The sequence below is a fragment of the Maribacter spongiicola genome, assembly GCF_004364165.1.
Classification (GTDB): domain Bacteria; phylum Bacteroidota; class Bacteroidia; order Flavobacteriales; family Flavobacteriaceae; genus Maribacter; species Maribacter spongiicola.
This window is the reverse complement of sequence record NZ_SOAY01000011.1, coordinates 662,477-681,145: the sequence shown is the minus strand read 5'-3', so window position 1 is coordinate 681,145 and position 18,669 is coordinate 662,477. Positions and strand designations below refer to the sequence as shown.

20 protein-coding genes are annotated in these 18,669 nt (G+C 34.6%); all 20 read left to right on the top strand.

Annotated elements, in window-relative coordinates; genetic code table 11:
- Positions 1 to 68 precede the first annotated feature (68 nt).
- Positions 69 to 641 carry a DUF2911 domain-containing protein gene (locus CLV90_RS11215; protein WP_133687568.1) on the top strand — a complete coding sequence of 191 codons (573 nt, stop codon included), beginning with the start codon at positions 69 to 71 and terminating at the stop codon, positions 639 to 641.
- Between the two features lie 18 nt (positions 642 to 659).
- On the top strand, positions 660 to 1,517 hold the full coding sequence (locus CLV90_RS11210) for a helix-turn-helix domain-containing protein (RefSeq protein WP_133687567.1): 858 nt from the start codon (positions 660 to 662) through the stop codon (positions 1,515 to 1,517).
- Positions 1,518 to 1,632: 115 nt separating this feature from the next.
- Positions 1,633 to 3,087 (top strand): nuclear transport factor 2 family protein, encoded by a 1,455-nt coding sequence (locus tag CLV90_RS19455; protein ID WP_243835390.1) that lies wholly within the window; start codon positions 1,633 to 1,635, stop codon positions 3,085 to 3,087.
- Between the two features lie 34 nt (positions 3,088 to 3,121).
- Entirely contained in the window at positions 3,122 to 4,135 is a 1,014-nt protein-coding gene (locus CLV90_RS11200) for a hypothetical protein (RefSeq protein WP_133687566.1), read from the top strand.
- A gap of 171 nt (positions 4,136 to 4,306) precedes the next feature.
- Positions 4,307 to 4,696, top strand: coding sequence for a hypothetical protein (locus CLV90_RS11195; RefSeq protein ID WP_133687565.1), 390 nt, complete (start codon positions 4,307 to 4,309; stop codon positions 4,694 to 4,696).
- Positions 4,697 to 4,768: 72 nt separating this feature from the next.
- Positions 4,769 to 6,349 carry a GMC family oxidoreductase gene (locus CLV90_RS11190; protein ID WP_133687564.1) on the top strand — a complete coding sequence of 527 codons (1,581 nt, stop codon included), beginning with the start codon at positions 4,769 to 4,771 and terminating at the stop codon, positions 6,347 to 6,349.
- 12 nt (positions 6,350 to 6,361) lie between these two features.
- Positions 6,362 to 7,372 (top strand): MBL fold metallo-hydrolase, encoded by a 1,011-nt coding sequence (locus CLV90_RS11185; protein WP_166638570.1) that lies wholly within the window; start codon positions 6,362 to 6,364, stop codon positions 7,370 to 7,372.
- A 47-nt stretch (positions 7,373 to 7,419) separates the two neighbouring features.
- A complete protein-coding gene (locus CLV90_RS11180) occupies positions 7,420 to 8,169 on the top strand; it encodes a hypothetical protein (protein WP_133687562.1) in 750 nt (249 codons plus the stop codon).
- A 287-nt stretch (positions 8,170 to 8,456) separates the two neighbouring features.
- Entirely contained in the window at positions 8,457 to 9,404 is a 948-nt protein-coding gene (locus tag CLV90_RS11175) for a nuclear transport factor 2 family protein (protein ID WP_133687561.1), read from the top strand.
- Between the two features lie 142 nt (positions 9,405 to 9,546).
- Positions 9,547 to 10,188 carry an O-methyltransferase gene (locus tag CLV90_RS11170; protein WP_133687560.1) on the top strand — a complete coding sequence of 214 codons (642 nt, stop codon included), beginning with the start codon at positions 9,547 to 9,549 and terminating at the stop codon, positions 10,186 to 10,188.
- A 99-nt stretch (positions 10,189 to 10,287) separates the two neighbouring features.
- A complete protein-coding gene (locus tag CLV90_RS11165; RefSeq protein WP_133687559.1) occupies positions 10,288 to 11,064 on the top strand; it encodes a DUF4405 domain-containing protein in 777 nt (258 codons plus the stop codon).
- Between the two features lie 220 nt (positions 11,065 to 11,284).
- A complete protein-coding gene (locus CLV90_RS11160; RefSeq protein WP_133687558.1) occupies positions 11,285 to 11,485 on the top strand; it encodes a hypothetical protein in 201 nt (66 codons plus the stop codon).
- Between the two features lie 4 nt (positions 11,486 to 11,489).
- On the top strand, positions 11,490 to 12,341 hold the full coding sequence (locus CLV90_RS11155; RefSeq protein WP_133687557.1) for an SDR family oxidoreductase: 852 nt from the start codon (positions 11,490 to 11,492) through the stop codon (positions 12,339 to 12,341).
- Between the two features lie 71 nt (positions 12,342 to 12,412).
- On the top strand, positions 12,413 to 13,138 hold the full coding sequence (locus CLV90_RS11150) for an SIP domain-containing protein (RefSeq protein WP_133687556.1): 726 nt from the start codon (positions 12,413 to 12,415) through the stop codon (positions 13,136 to 13,138).
- A gap of 33 nt (positions 13,139 to 13,171) precedes the next feature.
- A complete protein-coding gene (locus CLV90_RS11145) occupies positions 13,172 to 14,104 on the top strand; it encodes a carbon-nitrogen hydrolase family protein (protein ID WP_133687555.1) in 933 nt (310 codons plus the stop codon).
- Between the two features lie 16 nt (positions 14,105 to 14,120).
- Positions 14,121 to 15,071, top strand: coding sequence for an NAD(P)-dependent alcohol dehydrogenase (locus tag CLV90_RS11140; protein ID WP_133687554.1), 951 nt, complete (start codon positions 14,121 to 14,123; stop codon positions 15,069 to 15,071).
- Between the two features lie 209 nt (positions 15,072 to 15,280).
- Positions 15,281 to 16,072 carry a hydroxyethylthiazole kinase gene (thiM, locus tag CLV90_RS11135; RefSeq protein ID WP_133687553.1) on the top strand — a complete coding sequence of 264 codons (792 nt, stop codon included), beginning with the start codon at positions 15,281 to 15,283 and terminating at the stop codon, positions 16,070 to 16,072.
- Positions 16,065 to 16,706: a thiamine phosphate synthase gene (gene thiE / locus CLV90_RS11130; RefSeq protein WP_133687552.1), complete on the top strand. Its 642-nt coding sequence runs from the start codon at positions 16,065 to 16,067 to the stop codon at positions 16,704 to 16,706. Before thiM ends, thiE begins: the two co-directional genes overlap by 8 nt.
- Positions 16,685 to 17,338, top strand: a complete 654-nt coding sequence (gene tenA / locus CLV90_RS11125) for a thiaminase II (RefSeq protein ID WP_133687551.1) — start codon at positions 16,685 to 16,687, stop codon at positions 17,336 to 17,338. The genes thiE and tenA overlap by 22 nt, the downstream gene beginning before the upstream one ends.
- On the top strand, positions 17,326 to 18,135 hold the full coding sequence (thiD, locus tag CLV90_RS11120; RefSeq protein ID WP_133687550.1) for a bifunctional hydroxymethylpyrimidine kinase/phosphomethylpyrimidine kinase: 810 nt from the start codon (positions 17,326 to 17,328) through the stop codon (positions 18,133 to 18,135). Before tenA ends, thiD begins: the two co-directional genes overlap by 13 nt.
- Positions 18,136 to 18,669 lie beyond the last annotated feature (534 nt).

The following is an 18,669-nucleotide window of genomic DNA, read 5'->3' as shown; positions in this document are numbered from 1 at the left end:
GGCATTATCTCATAATTCGCTGATAATTCTTAAATTCCCATACCAATAGATTCAACATATAAAGTAGTATGAGAAGATTTATCGCTGTAGTTGTCATTTCTAGTTTATTTACCACCATTGGATTCGCTCAAGAATTTAGAGGGTTAGATAAGAGTCCGTTAGATAGGGTCTATTTACCAGACCATTTTGCCCATGACATAAAATTTGCTCCAGAAAGAAATCTTCCTGATTCTCCTGCATTAAGAATTGATTATAGTAGACCACAAAAAAACGGGCGACAAGTTTTTGGTGATATGGTCCAATACAATGAAATATGGCGCTTAGGTGCTAATGAAGCTACAGAAATCAAAGTCTATAAAGATGTAGAAATAGATGGTAAATTACTTAGAAAAGGTACGTATTCTATGTATGCAATACCGACTAAAGAACAATGGACAATCATTTTCAATACCGCTATAGATCATTGGGGTCATTACAGCTACGATGTAAATAATGATGTATTAAGAATAAGTGCTCATGTTTTAAAAAACCAGCAGCCAGTTGAAGAATTTTCTATTCAATTTGATGATTTAGAAAAAGGAGTTGGTGTGATGTATATTGCATGGGACATGGAAAGAGTAGAATTGACTATTAGTTATTGAAATTCTTTTAATTAAAGTTTGAAAAACATACCCAACATATCATTTCAAGATGCAGAAAACGAACAAAATTTCGAGTGCTTAAATCTGACCAATTTTTTTAAAAGACTACCAGAAATAGAAGACCACGACCCTAGGCTACCTCATAGAATTCATTTCTTTGCTTTATTAATAGTTACCAAGGGAACCGGTATACACCAGGTAGATTTAAAAGATTATACCTTAAAAAAAGGCAGCGTCCTTAGATTAGCAAAAGGACAAGTTCATGCTTTTCAAAAAAATGCCACTTATGAAGGATATTTAGTAATATTTACAGAAGAATTTGTAATACATCATTTCTCAAAATCTTCTATAAATATCATTTCACATTTATACAATTACCACATTACCTCTCCTATTTCTGATAATGAGGCTTGTAATAAAATATTTATAGATCAATTAAATAACGAACTCGCAAAAAATATTTCTTTTGCTCAGAATAATATTGTTGCATCATTAATTAATCTCTATTTATTACGATTAGAACGAGAAAATAAGGAGATTACAGTCCGAAATAACTCCAAGAACTTTCCCCATTTTATAGCTTTCAAAAATTTAGTAGAACTAAACTACACGAAAACAAGAAACGTAAAAGATTATGCTGAAAAGCTTTCTATTACAACTAAAAACCTGAATGAAATAGTAAAGGAATTTACCTTAGATACCGCCAAAACTTTTATTGATAACTATGTCATTTTAGAAGCCAAACGCGCCATTGTCAGTACGGATTTAAGTTTTAAGGAAATAGCTTTTGAATTAGGATTTGATGAGCTGACCAATTTTACCAAATTTTTTAAAAAGAATGTACAATTATCTCCTAAAGCATTCAAAAACAAATAATTGACACAATCGCACATTTACCATTCTTAGCATCATTTTGATTATCATAAACGAGTAGTCTCCCTTTAATTTTGTAGTGTAAAAAATTACTAACTAAAAAATTAAATAGAATATTATGAAAATTAAAATAGCAGCATTAAGTCTTTTTACAATGGCAATAGCTAGTTGTAATAATGAAGACAAAAAAGTTGAAACTGTATTAGAAGTAACTAGCTTCCATATAAAAACTACAGCAAGCGAATTAGAGTTCAACACCCTGGACGCCGAAATAGAAGAAACATTTACTAGTAAACAACCTGGTTACATAAGACGCCAAAGTGGTGTAGATGATCAAGGTAGATATGTTGTATTGGTTTATTGGAAATCTTTAGCAGATGCAAAAGCATCTATGGATAAGTTTATGGCAGATGCATCTGTTGCCAATTATGCCAACATGATCGATGGTGAAACAATGAAGATGTCACGATTTACCATAACCGATGAATTTACGGCAAGCAATAGCACCTTTACAGAGGTAATGACCTTTAAAACAAAAGACGGTATTGACGTCGAAGTTTTTAATAAAGTTAATGACAGAGTCGGACCAGAATTTAGTGAAAAACAAACTGGCTTTTTACAACGCATTACAGGTAAAAATGACGCTGGTGAACAAGTTGCCCTTGCCTATTGGGATACTAAAGCACATTCAGATGCTGTAATTCAAGATTTTATGAATGCTGCAGTTGCCAAAGAATTTATGGGCATGATGGATCAGTCAAGTATCGATATGATTAGATATCAATCTTTAACGTCTTTAAAGAACGTTACGTTAACGAATAAAGATAAAGTAGTTGCTTTATTGAACAGTTTTAATACGGGAGATCAAACTCCAATTTCATACATCAATCCAGATAAATATATTCAGCACAATTTAGGTGTTGCAGATGGTTTAAAAGGTTTTGGTGAGCTAATGCACAATGCTCCAGAAGGCGGATTTAAAGCAAATGTTATTCGTGCTTTTCAAGATGGAGATTACGTATTTACACATACAGAATATGATTTTTTCGGTCCAAAAGCTGCATTTGATATATTCAGATTCGAAGACGGACTAATCGTAGAACATTGGGATAATCTATTACCGGTTCAAAAACCAAACCCAAGCGGACATACTCAGTTCGACGGTACAACTACGCTATCAGATTTAGATAAAACAGAAGCTAATAAAGCTGTAGTTAGAGGATTTATTGAGAATGTATTATTAGGTCACCAAATGGATAAAGTGGCTAGTTACATCAATCCTAAAGAATACGTTCAACATAACCCTGCTGTTGCAGATGGTTTAGATGGCTTTGGAGCTGCAATGAAGTACTTCGCAGAAAACGGATTGGTAATGGAGTATGACAATCTTCATATGGTACTAGGTCAAGGTAACTTTGTACTAAGCGTAAGCGAAGGTAAATTTGGTAAAGGAGACCACACTGCTTACTACGATTTATTCAGATTAGAAGATGGTTTAATAGTAGAGCACTGGGATGTTATTGCACCTATTCCTGCAAAATCTGAGTGGAAAAATACCAATGGCAAATTTTAATTAAAATCAAATTAATAATACTCAAACAAAATTTATGAAAAAAATAAAATTAACAAGCTGTTTTTTACTGCTTACCCTAGTTTCTATATCATTAGTATCATGTAGTGATGATGATGATAATAACAATGCAAGCCCTATAATTGAGAAGGGAACGAGCGTTAGTATAACCAATACTTTCCAAGGAGGTGTGGGACCTGCATTTACTGATGGTGCTGAGGTGCCCATCGAAGCATTTTTTCCAGATGCCGACCCTGCAGAATTGTCTGGGACAGCAATAGTTGAAGATGGTGTAGAATTTCCATCTTATTTATTAGGATTGTATGATGTCGATATTAATGAAAACAGTATTGATTTCAAAATGACAGCAGAAGAAGGAGATGCTACATACGCTAATTTTTTCAGAACCATTGAAGCTGGATCTTTTGATCGTTATTATTTAAATTTTGATAAAGCACACAATGTTAAAAGCTTTTCATCTAGTGATGCTTCTGTAAATCTTAGAATTGATACTGATAATGTTTTGGTTGTTCAGATTGGAGAAGGATTTGTATTTCAACCTGGAGCATCATTTTCGATAACATTAAGTGAAGATTTGCCAACGACTCCTCAGATTTTAAATGGAGAAAGTATAGCGATTAGAAATACTTTTCAGGGTATTGAAATTACAGATGGTGTTGAAGAAAGAATAGAAGATCTTTTTGGAGTTCCTGCTGGCTCTTTAGAGGCAACAACAACAGTTGTAGAAGGTGTAGAATTTCCTGCTTATCTATTAGGGTTGTATGATGTTGATGTAAACGAAAATAGTATTGAGTATACTTTGGTAGCTCAGGCAGGTGACCCTAACTATGGTTCTCTTTTTAGAACTATTGAAGCGGGCTCGTTTGATCGTTATTATATCACTTTTGGTTTAGAACACAATGTAGAAAGCTTCACATCAAGTGATCCTGCAGTCAATCTTAGAATAGATTCTGATACAATTTTAGTTGTAGAAATTGGAGAAGGATTTGTATTTGAACCAGGAGCCTCTTTTACTATTACTTTAAATTGAAAAGTCTTTTAAAGTATAAGGTCTAAGCGCTTAGCTTTTTAACGCAAAAAACTCTTGGGTCAAACAGATTTACGAGAGTTTTTTGTGTTTTTAAAAACGTCTAATTCTAAATTTTATAGAAAATTAATTACGCAATATCAATTAAATTATAAATATCTAAAACCAAAAAAAATGACAAACCATGTTACAATTTCAATACCAAGGTGGATAAAGATTTATTTATGGATAACAGCATTCATAACCATATCTGCAAGCTTGGCAGGTTATTTTAAACCAGATGCTTTACTAAAAACTTGGGAGGCACTTTTAGCTGCAGGAGCTCTTTCTTTGGCTGGACCATTAGGGCTTTTTCTTTCTAGAAATGTTGCAACGGCAGTGGTAACGGCTTTTGCTCTAGTAAAAAATAACTCTTCAATGATCAAACTAGTGTTATTACTAAGAATTGTTAGTGACGGATTAGATCTTATAAATAATTTAATTGCAGGCAATATGCCAGTCGCTATTATGGGTGGTGTCATGTGTTTGATCGAGATTTTTGCTTTTTCAAAAATCAAATCATAATAGCCTGAAGAATAAACATTTTTAAAAGAAGGTATTAGCACCATCTTCTTCTAACTCTAAAAAGAACAATTTATGGAAAATGCATATGATTATATAGTTGTTGGTGGCGGTACAGCAGGACCTGTTGTAGCAACACGTTTAACAGAAAATCCAGAAAATTCAGTAGTGATATTGGAAGCTGGAAAAGAAAATATAAAAGAAGCCATGAACTACGTCAATGGTGTAGGTCAAATGTGGGCAGAAGATACTAATTGGGGTTTTATGTCAACACCTCAAAAAGGATTAAACGGACGCAAACTTATGCAACCACGTGGAAAAGTAATGGGTGGTTCGGCCGCAATAAACATTGGTTCATGGTCAAGAGGTACAGCAATTAACTACAATAGCTGGAATATTGCCGATTGGGATTGGGAAACAATTTTAAAATGGTACCTAAAAATTGAAAATAGTGACCGTGGTGCAAATGAATTCAGAGGTGCCGACGGACCTATGAAATTAGAGACAACGCCAGAAGGCACCTACATGACCCAAATCTTTAAGCAAGCCTGTTTAGAATTAGGACTGGGGGCAACCGAAGACCTTAATGCAGAAAATAATGAAGGGTTCGATGTTTGGCAATGTATCTATAAAAATGGAACAAGACATAATACCATTCACAACTATCTTAATGGTGCGCGACTACGTTCTAACTTATCCATTGAAACTGAGGCATTTGTTTCTAAGGTAATTATCGAAAATGGCAAAGCTGTTGGTGTAGAGTACTTTAAAGATGGAAAATATCAAACAATAAAAGCCAACAAAGAAGTTATTCTGTGTACAGGTACTTTTGCGACTCCTAAAATATTAATGTTATCAGGTATTGGTCCTGCAGCATACTTAGAAAGTTTAAATATTAAAGTGCATAAAGACTTGCCTGGTGTTGGTGAAAACCTTGCCGATCATTTACGTACAGATATTGGGGTTACGGCTCCTGATGGTGTGGGTGTATCGCTTCGTGCAAATGCAGAAGATCCAAAACAATTAGAAGAATGGCGTAAAACGGGCTATGGTCCGCTATCGGTTTTAGAAAACACCAGTGCTTCTTTTTTTAAGTCATCACCAGATGTTCCTGTAGCAGATTTAGAGTTGATGTTCAATATCAATGCTCCTGTTGAATGGGGAAAAGAACCAACAAAAAATGCTGGTTACCACATTGATATAGGTTTGGTACAACCAAAAAGTAAAGGTACGCTTCATTTGGCATCGGCTGATCCAAAAGATTCGCTATTAATAAATCCGAATTATTTATCAGATAAAGAGGATATACAGCTTTATATCAAAGGTATCAGAAAAGCATTGGAGTTTTTCAATTCAAAGGCATTAAAACCATTTACAGATCATAGTACCATTACTTTAAGTATCGATTCTACCGATGCCGAAATTGAAGACTATATTAGAAATAGAGCAGAATCTATCTATCACCCTGTAGGTACTGCAAAAATGGGTAACGATGATGATCCTTTGGCTGTGGTTAACAACAAATTACAAGTTAGAGGTATCGAAAAATTGAGAATTGCCGATGCATCTGTAATCCCGAATCTAATAAGCGGTCATACTATGGCACCTACGGTATTAATAGCCGAAAGAGCAGCAGATTTTATAAGAAAAATTTAAAAAATGAGAATTATGAAAATAATAAAATTTGCTTTCTTTTGTTTACTGCTGTTTAGCGTAACCGTATTTGCTCAAGAAACAGATGAGCAAATTAAAAGCGAAGTGCTCGCCAAATATAGTACTAGAGATTATGTATTTACACCGTTACCGGACCGTGGGTACAACTATTTCAAGGTCGCTAAAGACACCTATTTTGTTCATAATGATTTTGATAATATGGTCTTCTTCGTTACTAAAAAAGGTGTTGTAGTGGTAGACCCTAAACCTGCTTTATCACAAACGGTTATTGAAGTAATAAAAGAGGTCACTGACAAACCTATAACACACGTGGTGTATTCTCATCATCATCGAGATCACTCACAAGGAGCATATTTATTTCCAGAATCAGCTGAGCTTATTGCACACAAAAAAGTGGCTGAGTTTATGGCAATCGCCAATGACCCAATGCGTCCGGCTCCTGATGTTACTTGGACAGATACGTTTACACTTACCACCGGTGGATTCACATTGGAGATGAAAGATTTGGGCAGAAATTGGCATTCGCAACAAGATGTTATTATGTATGCACCAAAACAAAAAATCTTGATTGCTATAGATATGTTCCATCCAGATGCAGCACCTTGGATTCATTTTGGAGAGTCTTCAGATCCTATGTTTGCATTTGGTCTACCCGATTTATTGATGAATACCTATGACTTTGATTTTGTAGTGGTCGGGCACGAAAAAATAATAGGCACAAAAGCACATATGGAGAAGTATAATGCATTGCTTGTAGATATGAAAAATATATTGATTGAGGTAGTAAAGTCTCCAGTCTATCAAGTGTTGGGTGAACAAACAGATAAACGATTTGCTGAATTTGAGGTACATTATAAATACAAAGCTGGTATTACCTCTGCAATGAATTTATGTGCCCAAAAACTAATAGAAAGCGATTGGTCTAAAAAACTACGGAATATAGAGTTGAACGCGGCAGAAAATTTTCAAACCATGTTTATGCACATAATAGTTTTAGACCCTTGATTGTTAATTCTCAATAGTAAAGAAATCACTTCAAACAATAAACAAAAATGAATTTTATAGAACTTGTAATTTCCAATGAATACGCAACTATTCTAGAACAGTTAACTGACGATGTGCAATTAGATTTACAAACTGTGGGTGCCATTAAAGGTAAAAATAAGAGTCTAGAACTTTTGAAAAAACAAAACGAATATCTTGAAAACGAGATAACGGAAATCAAAATTTTTAGACAGTTCGAAGATGATAATCAATTAGTTGTAGAATATGACATTTTACTAAAAAATACATTCGATTTACCTTTGGTAGCCGTAATAACTAAAAACGGCGCTCAATATAATAGCATACGAACGTATCATTCTGTTTACCCGCTTACCGAAGGTCATATTTATAGAGCTTCTATTTTTGATAGGTTAATACCCTTGGTAGAGCCAACAGAAGTAGTTCATTATTTTGATGCTATTAGTAAAGGTTCGATAGAGAAAACCATGCGAACCTTGTCATTTGAAGACGATGTGTATTTTAGAGAACCTGCTGGTTGGCGTTGGAACCATAAGTCCAAAGCAGGACTTCATGAACATTTTAAACATTTTTTTGCAGATGGCGGTGTGCCCTTAAAATTCCATAATTACATTTTTGATAAAAACAAAGGAAGTTTTGCAGGAGAATACACCTGCGATGTTTGGGGCAGTGCCAGTTTTAAACCACAGGCGGGCATTTCAATTTATGATATTAATAAAGACACCGGTAAAATAAAGGCTATTCGTGTTTACGATAATGTTGATACTACTTACGTATAAATAATTTTCAAACAGAATATCTATAAAACCACATATAAATTTAATTGATATTCCCGAATAAAATAAAAATACCAATGGGTCATTTGTTCTAGCGGCTTTTTGTCGGCGTTCAAAATAGTTTTAGGGATTATTGGAGCTGTATCGATTATATATGCTGTCTAAATACTACTATGTATCATACCAGAGATTTTGGCAATAAGGAAAATGAATTTAATTGAAAAAAAATAATTCCTGAAAGTTTATATGTTATTAGCACATATAGTTTATTAACTTAAAAATCATTCAAAATGCTCCAAAAAACAATAGTAAAGAATATTTTAACGATGGCTATAATTTTAGTTTTATCGTCTTGTAATTCAAATAAAAGTATTGGTAAGCAATCTACGACTACTTGTGAAATGGATAATACTTACACGTCAGAAAAAGGTCATCAATTCGGTGATCGCTCACGTTCTGCATTAACGGCAATATTCAGAACTGCCAAGACAAATAATTTTGAAGCATTTATGAATATAGCCTCAGATCCCTATATTCAACATAGTCCAGATTTGCCTGATGGTTGGGAACCTGTTTGGAAATTAACCACCGAAAGGCCTGCAGGTTTTTCATCTAAAAAAATAGAATGGCTCGGTTCGGATGGGCTTCTAGATAATGGTAATTTTTTAGTAATGCTTAGAGAGGTAAACCGTGGCGATGGTACTCCAAAGAGTAAAATAGTTGATATTATGCGTTTTGATAATGAAGGTAAATATGCCGAGCATTGGGATATTCGTCAGCCGCTATCAGATAAAACTGTATCCGGACATTCAGAGACAGGTACAACGGGAAAATTCGTAGAAATGCCTGTTAACTATTCTGAAAAACAAGAAGAGGCTAATAAAAAAACAGCTGTTAAATTTTTGAACAGAGCTTTTAACAAAGGTGCGCTTGATAATGCTTTAGACAATATGGTGTATGAAGGTTATATACAACACAACCCGATGATTGCTGATGGTATTGCTCCTGTAAAAGAAATTTTTAAAAGCGGAAAAATTCCTGCGCTTTGCTATGATATTAAATATGTTTTGGCTCAAAATGATATCGTAGTCGTTTATTCAAAAGTCACTTCAAGTGCAGGTATAACTGCAGTTATAGATATTTTACGAATTAGGGACGGTAAACTTGTTGAACACTGGGATGTCGTAGAACCCGTACCTGCAGATAAAGATATGCCACATAAAAACGGCATGTTTTAGATCAACAAAAGTTCCCCTTATTTTTTTAATAAATTTTGATGAATGCCTTTAATGGTATGCATCGTTTAGGGACTACTATTTTAAAGTCCTAAAAAATAATTGCTAAAGAAGTTTGGCAAGAAATAATTACATTTTTAAGCATATGAATACAGTACAACAACAACAACAACAACAACATAAAATCAATAGTACCTTAAACGAGCTTTATAACGAGGCAAAATACGATCAGTTAAGGATTATGAAAGCTTTTGCAAATGTTCAAAATAGAACTATGCAACCTAATGATTTTAAAGAGGCTTACTTAGCTATAACTAAATCTCAAGGTGCAGATTTGGTTAAATTAATAGCGCAGAACAACTTAAAGAATATCGTCGAATTTGGCACTTCTTTTGGTATATCAACCTTGTTCTTGGCACAGGCTGCAATTAAAACAGAAGGTAATATAATTACCACAGAGCTAATTGAATCTAAAGCAGAAAAAGCAAAGGAAAACTTTAAAAAAGCGGGAGTAGATTCTTTTATAGAACTGAGAATTGGTAACGCTATTGAAACTCTAAAAAATCATAATAAAGTAGTAGATTTTCTGCTTTTAGACGGTTGGAAAGATCTGTATTTACCTGTATTTAAAATTCTTGAACCGAACTTTCATAAAGGTACCATCATTTATGTAGACAATGCAGAAATGTCTGATACCCAAGCGTTTCTTAAAACCATATCAAAGAACAATAAATTTAGATTACAGTCTAAAAATCAAGGTAAAGTGGTATTAATACATCAGAACTAAGACGATTACTATAGTTTATCAATTTTACTGAAATTAAAAAAAACAATTTAAAATTAAACCTTTGTGACTAAAAATGGTCATATGAAGTATTAGCAATCAATGAGTAAAGATTTAGAAATGAATGAAGTTAAAAAGCCTAAAAAAGCGTCGAAGGTTAGAATATTGGTAGACCTATTATTTTTTATACTAATGATTTTAGTATTAGTACCACAATCTACAGGCATACCTATTCACGAATGGGCAAGCTTTATCATCATTATTCCCTTCTTTATTCATGTAATTATAAATTGGAATTGGATTACCGTTAACTCAAGGAAATTCTTCAAAAAAGAAGTTAATAAAACTCGATTTGATTATGTATTAAATTGGTTGCTTTACATTTTAATGATTACAGTTACCGTTTCTGGTATTGTTATTTCTGAAGCCGCACTACCCGTTTTCGGCATTCATTTTATACCAGATGCTTTTTGGTCTACAATTCATAACATAAGTGCCACACTTTTTATGGTGGTTTTAGGTATTCATATTACCTTACATTGGAAATGGATTTTGGGTGCTTTTAGAAAACTTAAACTAAAAGCTGACCTTCATAATTTAACAGGTGTTGGTGCTATTATAAAAACATATTCTCGAGATTTAATTTTCTTGATTACCATTACTACATTATTATCATTTGCGGTCTGGTTATTAAACTTTACCGATTGGGCCGATAGTTTTAGGGTAGAATCAAATACAGAAAATAGTGGTCAACCAAACTCCCGTGCTAGTTGGATGATGTATGTGCTACCATTGGTAAAAGTTACCGTCCTAATTGGTATACCTGCCCTTATTTCTGGCGGTATTATTAGACTTAAGAAAAAGTTGGTCAAAAAGTAGCAGCTAATAAAATTGCGATTCCTATTACGTGACAGCCTCAAATTATAGAACCAATATCGTTCTAAAAAAACGAAAATTATAAAACACTATTTATAATTGTTCCAATAAGACAGTTATTTAAAATAGAGTATATCGGTATTATTTTTACCATTCTTAATCTAATATTTACCGTTAGCAAACCTCATATTACTTATAACTTTGTTCAAAAGAATAAACTATTATGAGTACAGTAGCAATATGCCCCAATTGTGGGAGCAAATCACAAATAAAAGAAAAGGACGGTATAATTACGTATAAAGCCGTACAAGACGAAGATGCCTTCAAAAAAATAGGTCAGTTAAAAGCTGCCATGCAAAAGTTTAAGACAAAAGCAGAAAAATTGGAGAAAGAACTAGAAGCTATTAAATCAAATAAAATTTAGAGGCATGAAAATAGCAGTAACATCAGCAAGCGGAAAATTAGGTGCATCTATTGTTAAGCATCTAGTAAGTTTAATTGGTAAAGAGAATGTAATCGGTATTGCCAGAACCGTTGAAAAAGCAACGTATTTAGGCGTAGAGATTAGAAAAGGCGATTACAACAGTCGCGAAGACTTTAACCAGGCATTACAAGGTGTCGATGCAGTTCTTTTAGTTTCTGGAATGGACGAACCCCAAAAACGTATTGATCAACACAGAAATGTAATAGAAGCAGCCAAGCAAAACGGAGTACAAAAAATAGTGTACACCAGTATTGTCGGTGATGAAGATAAAAATGCTTTCAGCCCTATTGTGCAGAGTAACAGACAGACAGAAAAAGACGTACAGGCATCAGGTTTACAATGGGTAATTGGAAGAAACGGAATTTACATAGAACCAGATCTTGAATATATAGATACCTATGTAAAAGAAGGCAGAATCGAGAACTGTGCAGGTCAAGGAAAATGTACTTATACGAGTAGAGAAGAATTAGGTTTTGCATATGCTAAAATACTCACCGAAGACAAACATAACGGTAATATTTACAATCTAGTTGGTGAGCCTGTAACGCAAAGTGAATTGGCAGAAAACATCAATAAAGTGTATGGTACCAATCTAATCTATAATTCAGTAACAATTGAAAATTATGCAGCAGATAGAAAAGCTGCATTAGGTGATTTTATGGGTACCGTAATTGCAGGCATTTACGAGGGTATAAAAAGCGGAGCGAATAATGTACCTTCAGATTATGAGAAAGCAGCTGGTAGAGCTCCAAAATCTCTTTTTGAGATGATTTCTGATTTTAAGAATAATGGCTAATTACATTTAAAGACAAAGTATATGGTGTTCTAAATACCTTATACTTTGTCTTTAATTTTGAATAATAGAATATGGGAATAGTTGAATCCATCATAAAAAAAGTCCTTGAAAAGGGAACTATTATAAAGAAAACAAAACTGTCAAATTCGGTTTATAAAATCCGGATCCAGAGTGATGGTATTGGTAACTATGATTTTGAACCAGGACACTTTTTAAGATTAGGTGTCGGTATTGGTAAAGATGATATTTCTTTAAAAGATAAAGTCAGAAGCTATAGTGTTTGGGACATCAACAAAGAGAAAAACACTTTAGATATCGCTATAGCAACACATAGTCAAGGCATCGGAGCACAATGGGTAGAAACCTGTGCTCCGAATGATACGGTATATTTTAAATGGAAAAAAGGAAAATTTTTAGTTGATGTTTCTGCAGATAGTTATCTAATGATCGGTGATTTATCGGCACTATCACACTTGTATATCATCAATCGAAATCTACCGGATAATAAACAGATTGAAAGTGTTGTTTATAGTCAAGACAGCACCGACTTTTTTGCAGATGTTGATGGGTCAAATCCGTTTGATTTTCATGTGATGAGTGAAAATCCATCCACAGAAATTGTACAAAAATTAAATAGTATAATTCCTGAGATGAAAGGCGATACCATGGTGTATATTGCTGGTGATAGTCGCGTTTGTATTGCGTTGACCAATTATTTCAGAAAAGAATTGAATTGGAGTGCCAAGCAGATAAAAACAAAGCCTTTCTGGAATCCTGATAAAAAGGGATTGGAATAAATGACATATATTAAGGGTACTTAAGCGTTACCCATGAAATTAAAAGTCTGCCTCATTCAAGATAGCCCCGTTTACTTTGATATCGAGAAAACAATCGATAAAATAGAAAGCCTAGTAAAAACCCATGCCAAGCAAGGATGTGAAATAATTGTTTTTCCTGAATCTTTTATTCCCGGTTATCCAAGAGGTTTTTCTTTTGGCGCCGTGGTTGGCAGTAGAACCGATGAGGGCAGAAAGCTTTATGCCGATTACCATAAAAACAGCTTAGATTTAGAAGGTAAGGAATTACAAAGACTGGTTAAACTAGCCAAAACCGAGAAGGTATATTTGGTTATTGGTGTTACAGAGAAGCAATCTAACAATGGCAGTTTGTATTGTTCTATGCTCTACATCTCCCCTACTGATGGCTTTTTAGGTGTCCATCGAAAAATAAAACCAACAGGTAGCGAACGTATTATTTGGAGTGAAGATGATGGTTCATCGTTAGTTAGTTTCGATACTAAAATCGGAAAGCTTGGCGGACTAATTTGTTGGGAGAATTACATGCCTTTGGCGAGAATGGCAATGTACAGACAAGGTGTGGAGATTTACATAGCCCCTACTGCAGACTCACGAGACGAGTGGACTTCAACTATGAAACATATTGCTTTAGAAGGCAGATGTTTTGTCTTGGGCTGCAATCAGTTTTATACGAAGTCAATGTATCCAAAAGAATATCAGCATTTGGTTACAAATGAACCTGAAAATTTATGTCGTGGTGGTAGTGTGATTGTTTCTCCATTAGGAAAAATAATTGCCGGACCTTTATTTGACGAAGCTGGTGTATTGATTGCAGAAATAGACTTAGAAAAAATAGTGCACGCCAAATTAGATTTCGATGTTATTGGTCATTACTCAAGAAATGATATTTTTGAATATAACGCTGTGAATCAGCCAGATATGAAGGTTGAAAAGGCTCTTGAATAATCCAGTAATAAAACTCATGAAAGCATTTACCAAATATAAATATGGCGGACCAGAGGTACTTCAGTTAGAAGAAGTGGCTAAACCGGTAGTTAAAGACAATCATATTTTGGTAAAGGTTATGGCAAATTCCGCTAATCCGGCAGATTGGCACATTTTACGTGGTAAACCATTTATAGCAAGATTCTCTTTCGGGTTGTTCAAACCAAAGGATACTATTTTAGGTGCTGATTTTTCAGGGATTATAGAAGAAGTAGGAAATGGAGTTACCAATTTCAAAGTCGGTGATCACGTATTTGGTGAAATGTTAGGTGGTGGTGCTTTTGCAGAATATGCATGCGTAACAGCAAATGTTTGTGCTAAAATGCCAGAGCATGCAGATTTCCCAAGTATGTCAGGTATTCCTGTTGCGGCATTAACCGCATACCAAGCACTTATTACCCACGGAAAAATTAAAGAAGGGGAATCTATTTTAATCAATGGTGCATCGGGTGGTGTGGGTCATTTTACGGTACAAATTGCAAAAGCCTATGGAGCTAAAGTCACAGCAGTTTGTTCCTCAAGAAATATAGACTTTGTAAAATCTATTGGTGCAGATAATGTTATTACTTATGATCAGGTTAATATTCACGAGCACAATGACAGTTATGATGTGATTATTGATACCCACGGAAACCTAAAACATTCTGACTACACAAGAATGGGAAAAAGAGGTATTATGGTCGGTTTCACCACTATAGGTCATATGTTTTCTGTTCTTTTAAAAAAGGCTTTTAATAAGTTCCCTTTAACCCAATTTACTGCCGAAGCCAATACTCAAGATTTAGATATTTTGGCATCACTAGTAAAAGAAGGCAAAATTAAGGTCCATCTAGAAAAGACATTTCCACATACTCAAATTCCACATGCTATAGCGCACATTGAGAAGATGCGAACACGAGGTAAAGTGGTCATGGTTTGGAAAAGTTAGAATACAAGTTAGCGCTTCTGCCGCATCTGACGGAAGATATTTCCCTTATAGCGATTAATGACATTTGCTAATTAAAACTTCTTATTTGAACACCTCTCGTTAATAACTTATCACAATCGTAACATGATTTTCCATGCTATTTTTTTGATTATTGCGATCTTAGTTGATTCCGTTTAAAATGAATCATTCATCAATAATCAGGTATAATAATGAGCAGTATTGCATCCGTATTAGAACAAGTAAAAACTGAAGGTCCGTTAGTACATAACATCACTAATTATGTGGTAATGAACAATACCGCCAATGCACTGTTAGCTGTTGGCGCATCGCCTGTTATGGCACATGCTATAGAAGAAGTAAAAGACATTGTTACTATTTCTTCTTCTCTGGTAATAAACATGGGCACGTTGAGCGAAAAATGGGTAGAAAGTATGCTAATGGCTGCAGAACAAGCAAAAGCAACCAACACTCCATTTGTATTTGACCCTGTCGGTGTTGGTGCATCTGCATACAGAACAGAAGTTGCGCAGATGATTTTAAAAGCGGCTACGCCAAATGTAATTCGTGGTAATGCATCTGAAATTATGGCATTGGCAAAATTAACAAATTCTACAAAAGGGGTCGATAGTACGATGGATACCCAAGATGCTATTGAAGGTGCTACCCTACTATCAAAGAAATTCAAGAATACGGTAGTAATTAGTGGTGAAACTGATTATATAATTACCGGCGATAACGTAAGTAAAATTGAAAACGGGAGTCCGCTTATGGCTAGAATCACCGGTATGGGCTGTACGGCAACTGCAATGGTTGGTGCCTGTTTAGGTGTGGAAGAAAATGCGCATTTGGCGGCAACTGCGGCAATGGCAATTATGGGTGTTGCGGGCGATATGGCAAATGAAAAAAGTGCCGGACCAGGGAGTTTTCAAATGAATTTTTACGATAGTTTATATGAAATCACTCCAGATATTTTAGACGCAAAAGTGAAGACCAATGCCTAAAGTAGACTACGCTTTAATGTATGTTACCGATGACAGCATTAGAGATGACAATTCCTTTTTTGCCATACTAGAAGCTGCTTTACAAGGCGGAGCAACTTTTATTCAATTACGAGAGAAAACTTCTGATACGTTGACATTTTATAAACGTGCAATGCGATGTAAAGATTTGTGTAACAATTACGGAATTCCACTGATTATTAACGACCGGTTGGATATTGCACTTGCCATAGATGCAGACGGCGTACATATTGGTCAGACCGACATGCCTTATGTTGTTGCACGTAGATTATTGGGCAATAGTAAGATTATTGGACTATCGGTTAGTAACACAGAACAAGCCGTTCAACAGGATGCTCAGTCAGCAGATTATATTGGCATCTCCCCTATTTTTTCAACCATTACGAAGACTACGGATTTAGCGCATCCATTGGGCATTTCGGGATTAAAAAAAATACGAGAATTCTACAAAAAACCAATTGTCTGCATTGGCGGTATAGACAAAAACAACACTCAAGAAATTATAGCAAATGGAGCAGACGGAATAGCGGTAGTTTCTGCCATTTCTAAAGCAGAACATCCTGAAGCGGCAACAAAAGAACTTAAAGAAATAGTATGCAAGACTGGTACAAACTAGCAAGAGAAAATACAGATTATATTTTGGAAGCTATAAAAGAGCACCCCTTTATCAAAGAACTGATAAACGGAACTTTATCGACTGAGGTATTTCAATTTTACATTAATCAAGATGCCATGTATTTATCGGAATACAAAAAGGTTCTGGCAACTGTTGGCGTAAAATGTGAGCATGTAGATGATACCCAGTTTTTTCTAGATTCCGCCACGGGGATCATCAATGTAGAAAATGCGCTACATCAAATATTTTTAAAGGATAATCAGTTGGCACAGGAGCCCTCTCCTACTTGCGAACTGTACACTAGTTATTTGACCCGTATAGTGGCGAATCATTCTTTAGAAGAAGCATTGGCTGCCGTACTGCCCTGCTTTACCATTTATAAAGAAATCGGAGATTACATACAGACGAACCAAACGAATAAAGCAGATAATCCGTATCAAGATTGGATAGATACTTATGGTGGCGAAGAATTTGCAACCTCGGTAAATAATGCCATTGCAATCACCAACAAATATGCTACAAACGCGTCTGATGATGTTTTAAAGAGAATGGAATCCGTCTTCGAGAAAGCATCTAAACTAGAATGGATGTTTTGGGACAGCGCCTATAATAAAGAAGCATGGAAAATATAAAGACGCCATACAACAGTGTATTATCCATCGCAGGAAGCGATTCTGGTGGTTGTGCCGGTATACAGGCAGATATTAAAAGTATTAGTGCCTGCGGTGCTTATGCCGCTACGGTAATTACAGCCACTACGGCACAGAATACTTTGGGAGTCACAGATATACACGCCATACCGATTTCTCATTTCGAAAAGCAATTAGACGCAGTACTTAGTGATATTCAGTTCGGAGCCATTAAAATTGGGATGCTTCATTCTTGCGAAGTGATAAAAATAGTACAAGAAAAACTGGCAGAATACAAACTAAAGAACATTGTTTTAGACCCAGTAATGGTGACCACATCTGGTCATAAATTAATTACCGATGATGCCATTGAATGTCTAAAAAACTTTCTGCCACACGTTAGTTTAATTACTCCGAATATTCCGGAAGCAGAACTATTGATAGATGAAAAAATCAATGGGGCTAATATGGAAGCTATGGCAAAGAAAATAGCAGAAAATTATAAAACTTCGGTACTTCTAAAAGGCGGACATATAATTGATAACAACGAAATGACCGATGTTTTCTATGAATACCCTACAGGAAAAACTTTTACCATTACCAACCCAAGAATAGCTACAAATAACACCCACGGCACCGGTTGTAGTCTATCTTCAAGCATTGCCACTTTTTTAAGTTTAGGAGAACCTATGGAAATTGCCATTAAAAAAGGATGTGACTATGTCAACAAAGCAATAGCCGCTGGTCAATACAAAACCTTAGGTCATGGTAACGGACCAATTAATCATTTTGGGTTATAATTAAATGAAAAACCCTTACCTAAAAATATCATTATACCTGTTTATGATTTCAATTGTAATCGCTATTTTATTAGACGCACTTAAAGTCTTGAATTATAAAATAGGCTCTGGTTATTTTATAGTACTATTTGTATTTATAATGTTATTAAACGTTTTCTCTTCCTATTCATTTTCCAATTACATAAAGCAATTAATTGTTGAAAGAAAGGTATCGAAAAGCGTATTTATAATTTCTTATGTTGCATTATGTGGAATCTATTATGTTATGATAAAATCCATAGATTACTTTCTTAGTACAGAACATTATTTTACATTCTTTCTGTTCATGCTATTTTTAGGTATACTGCTATTTTCTATTTTGAGATTGTTTTTAGATATAATTACAATTACCTTGAAAAGTAAGAAGTGAAGGTATCGATTGAATATTCAAAGCATTTAAAACGGATTACCAGATAAGAAACTAGTGTATGAAAATATTATTTTTCCTCTTGATATAGAAAAGGGCGATTTCTCTTTGAACCTAGAAAAATATAG

Coding starts and splice junctions, on each gene's coding strand:
- CLV90_RS11215 (WP_133687568.1), top strand. CDS start 69: ATGAGAAGATTTATCGCTGTAGTTGTCATTTCTAGTTTATTTACCACC.
- CLV90_RS19455 (WP_243835390.1), top strand. CDS start 1,633: ATGAAAATTAAAATAGCAGCATTAAGTCTTTTTACAATGGCAATAGCT.
- CLV90_RS11200 (WP_133687566.1), top strand. CDS start 3,122: ATGAAAAAAATAAAATTAACAAGCTGTTTTTTACTGCTTACCCTAGTT.
- CLV90_RS11195 (WP_133687565.1), top strand. CDS start 4,307: ATGACAAACCATGTTACAATTTCAATACCAAGGTGGATAAAGATTTAT.
- CLV90_RS11190 (WP_133687564.1), top strand. CDS start 4,769: ATGGAAAATGCATATGATTATATAGTTGTTGGTGGCGGTACAGCAGGA.
- CLV90_RS11185 (WP_166638570.1), top strand. CDS start 6,362: ATGAAAATAATAAAATTTGCTTTCTTTTGTTTACTGCTGTTTAGCGTA.
- CLV90_RS11180 (WP_133687562.1), top strand. CDS start 7,420: ATGAATTTTATAGAACTTGTAATTTCCAATGAATACGCAACTATTCTA.
- CLV90_RS11175 (WP_133687561.1), top strand. CDS start 8,457: ATGCTCCAAAAAACAATAGTAAAGAATATTTTAACGATGGCTATAATT.
- CLV90_RS11170 (WP_133687560.1), top strand. CDS start 9,547: ATGAATACAGTACAACAACAACAACAACAACAACATAAAATCAATAGT.
- CLV90_RS11165 (WP_133687559.1), top strand. CDS start 10,288: ATGAGTAAAGATTTAGAAATGAATGAAGTTAAAAAGCCTAAAAAAGCG.
- CLV90_RS11160 (WP_133687558.1), top strand. CDS start 11,285: ATGAGTACAGTAGCAATATGCCCCAATTGTGGGAGCAAATCACAAATA.
- CLV90_RS11155 (WP_133687557.1), top strand. CDS start 11,490: ATGAAAATAGCAGTAACATCAGCAAGCGGAAAATTAGGTGCATCTATT.
- CLV90_RS11150 (WP_133687556.1), top strand. CDS start 12,413: ATGGGAATAGTTGAATCCATCATAAAAAAAGTCCTTGAAAAGGGAACT.
- CLV90_RS11145 (WP_133687555.1), top strand. CDS start 13,172: ATGAAATTAAAAGTCTGCCTCATTCAAGATAGCCCCGTTTACTTTGAT.
- CLV90_RS11140 (WP_133687554.1), top strand. CDS start 14,121: ATGAAAGCATTTACCAAATATAAATATGGCGGACCAGAGGTACTTCAG.
- thiM (WP_133687553.1), top strand. CDS start 15,281: ATGAGCAGTATTGCATCCGTATTAGAACAAGTAAAAACTGAAGGTCCG.
- thiE (WP_133687552.1), top strand. CDS start 16,065: ATGCCTAAAGTAGACTACGCTTTAATGTATGTTACCGATGACAGCATT.
- tenA (WP_133687551.1), top strand. CDS start 16,685: ATGCAAGACTGGTACAAACTAGCAAGAGAAAATACAGATTATATTTTG.
- thiD (WP_133687550.1), top strand. CDS start 17,326: ATGGAAAATATAAAGACGCCATACAACAGTGTATTATCCATCGCAGGA.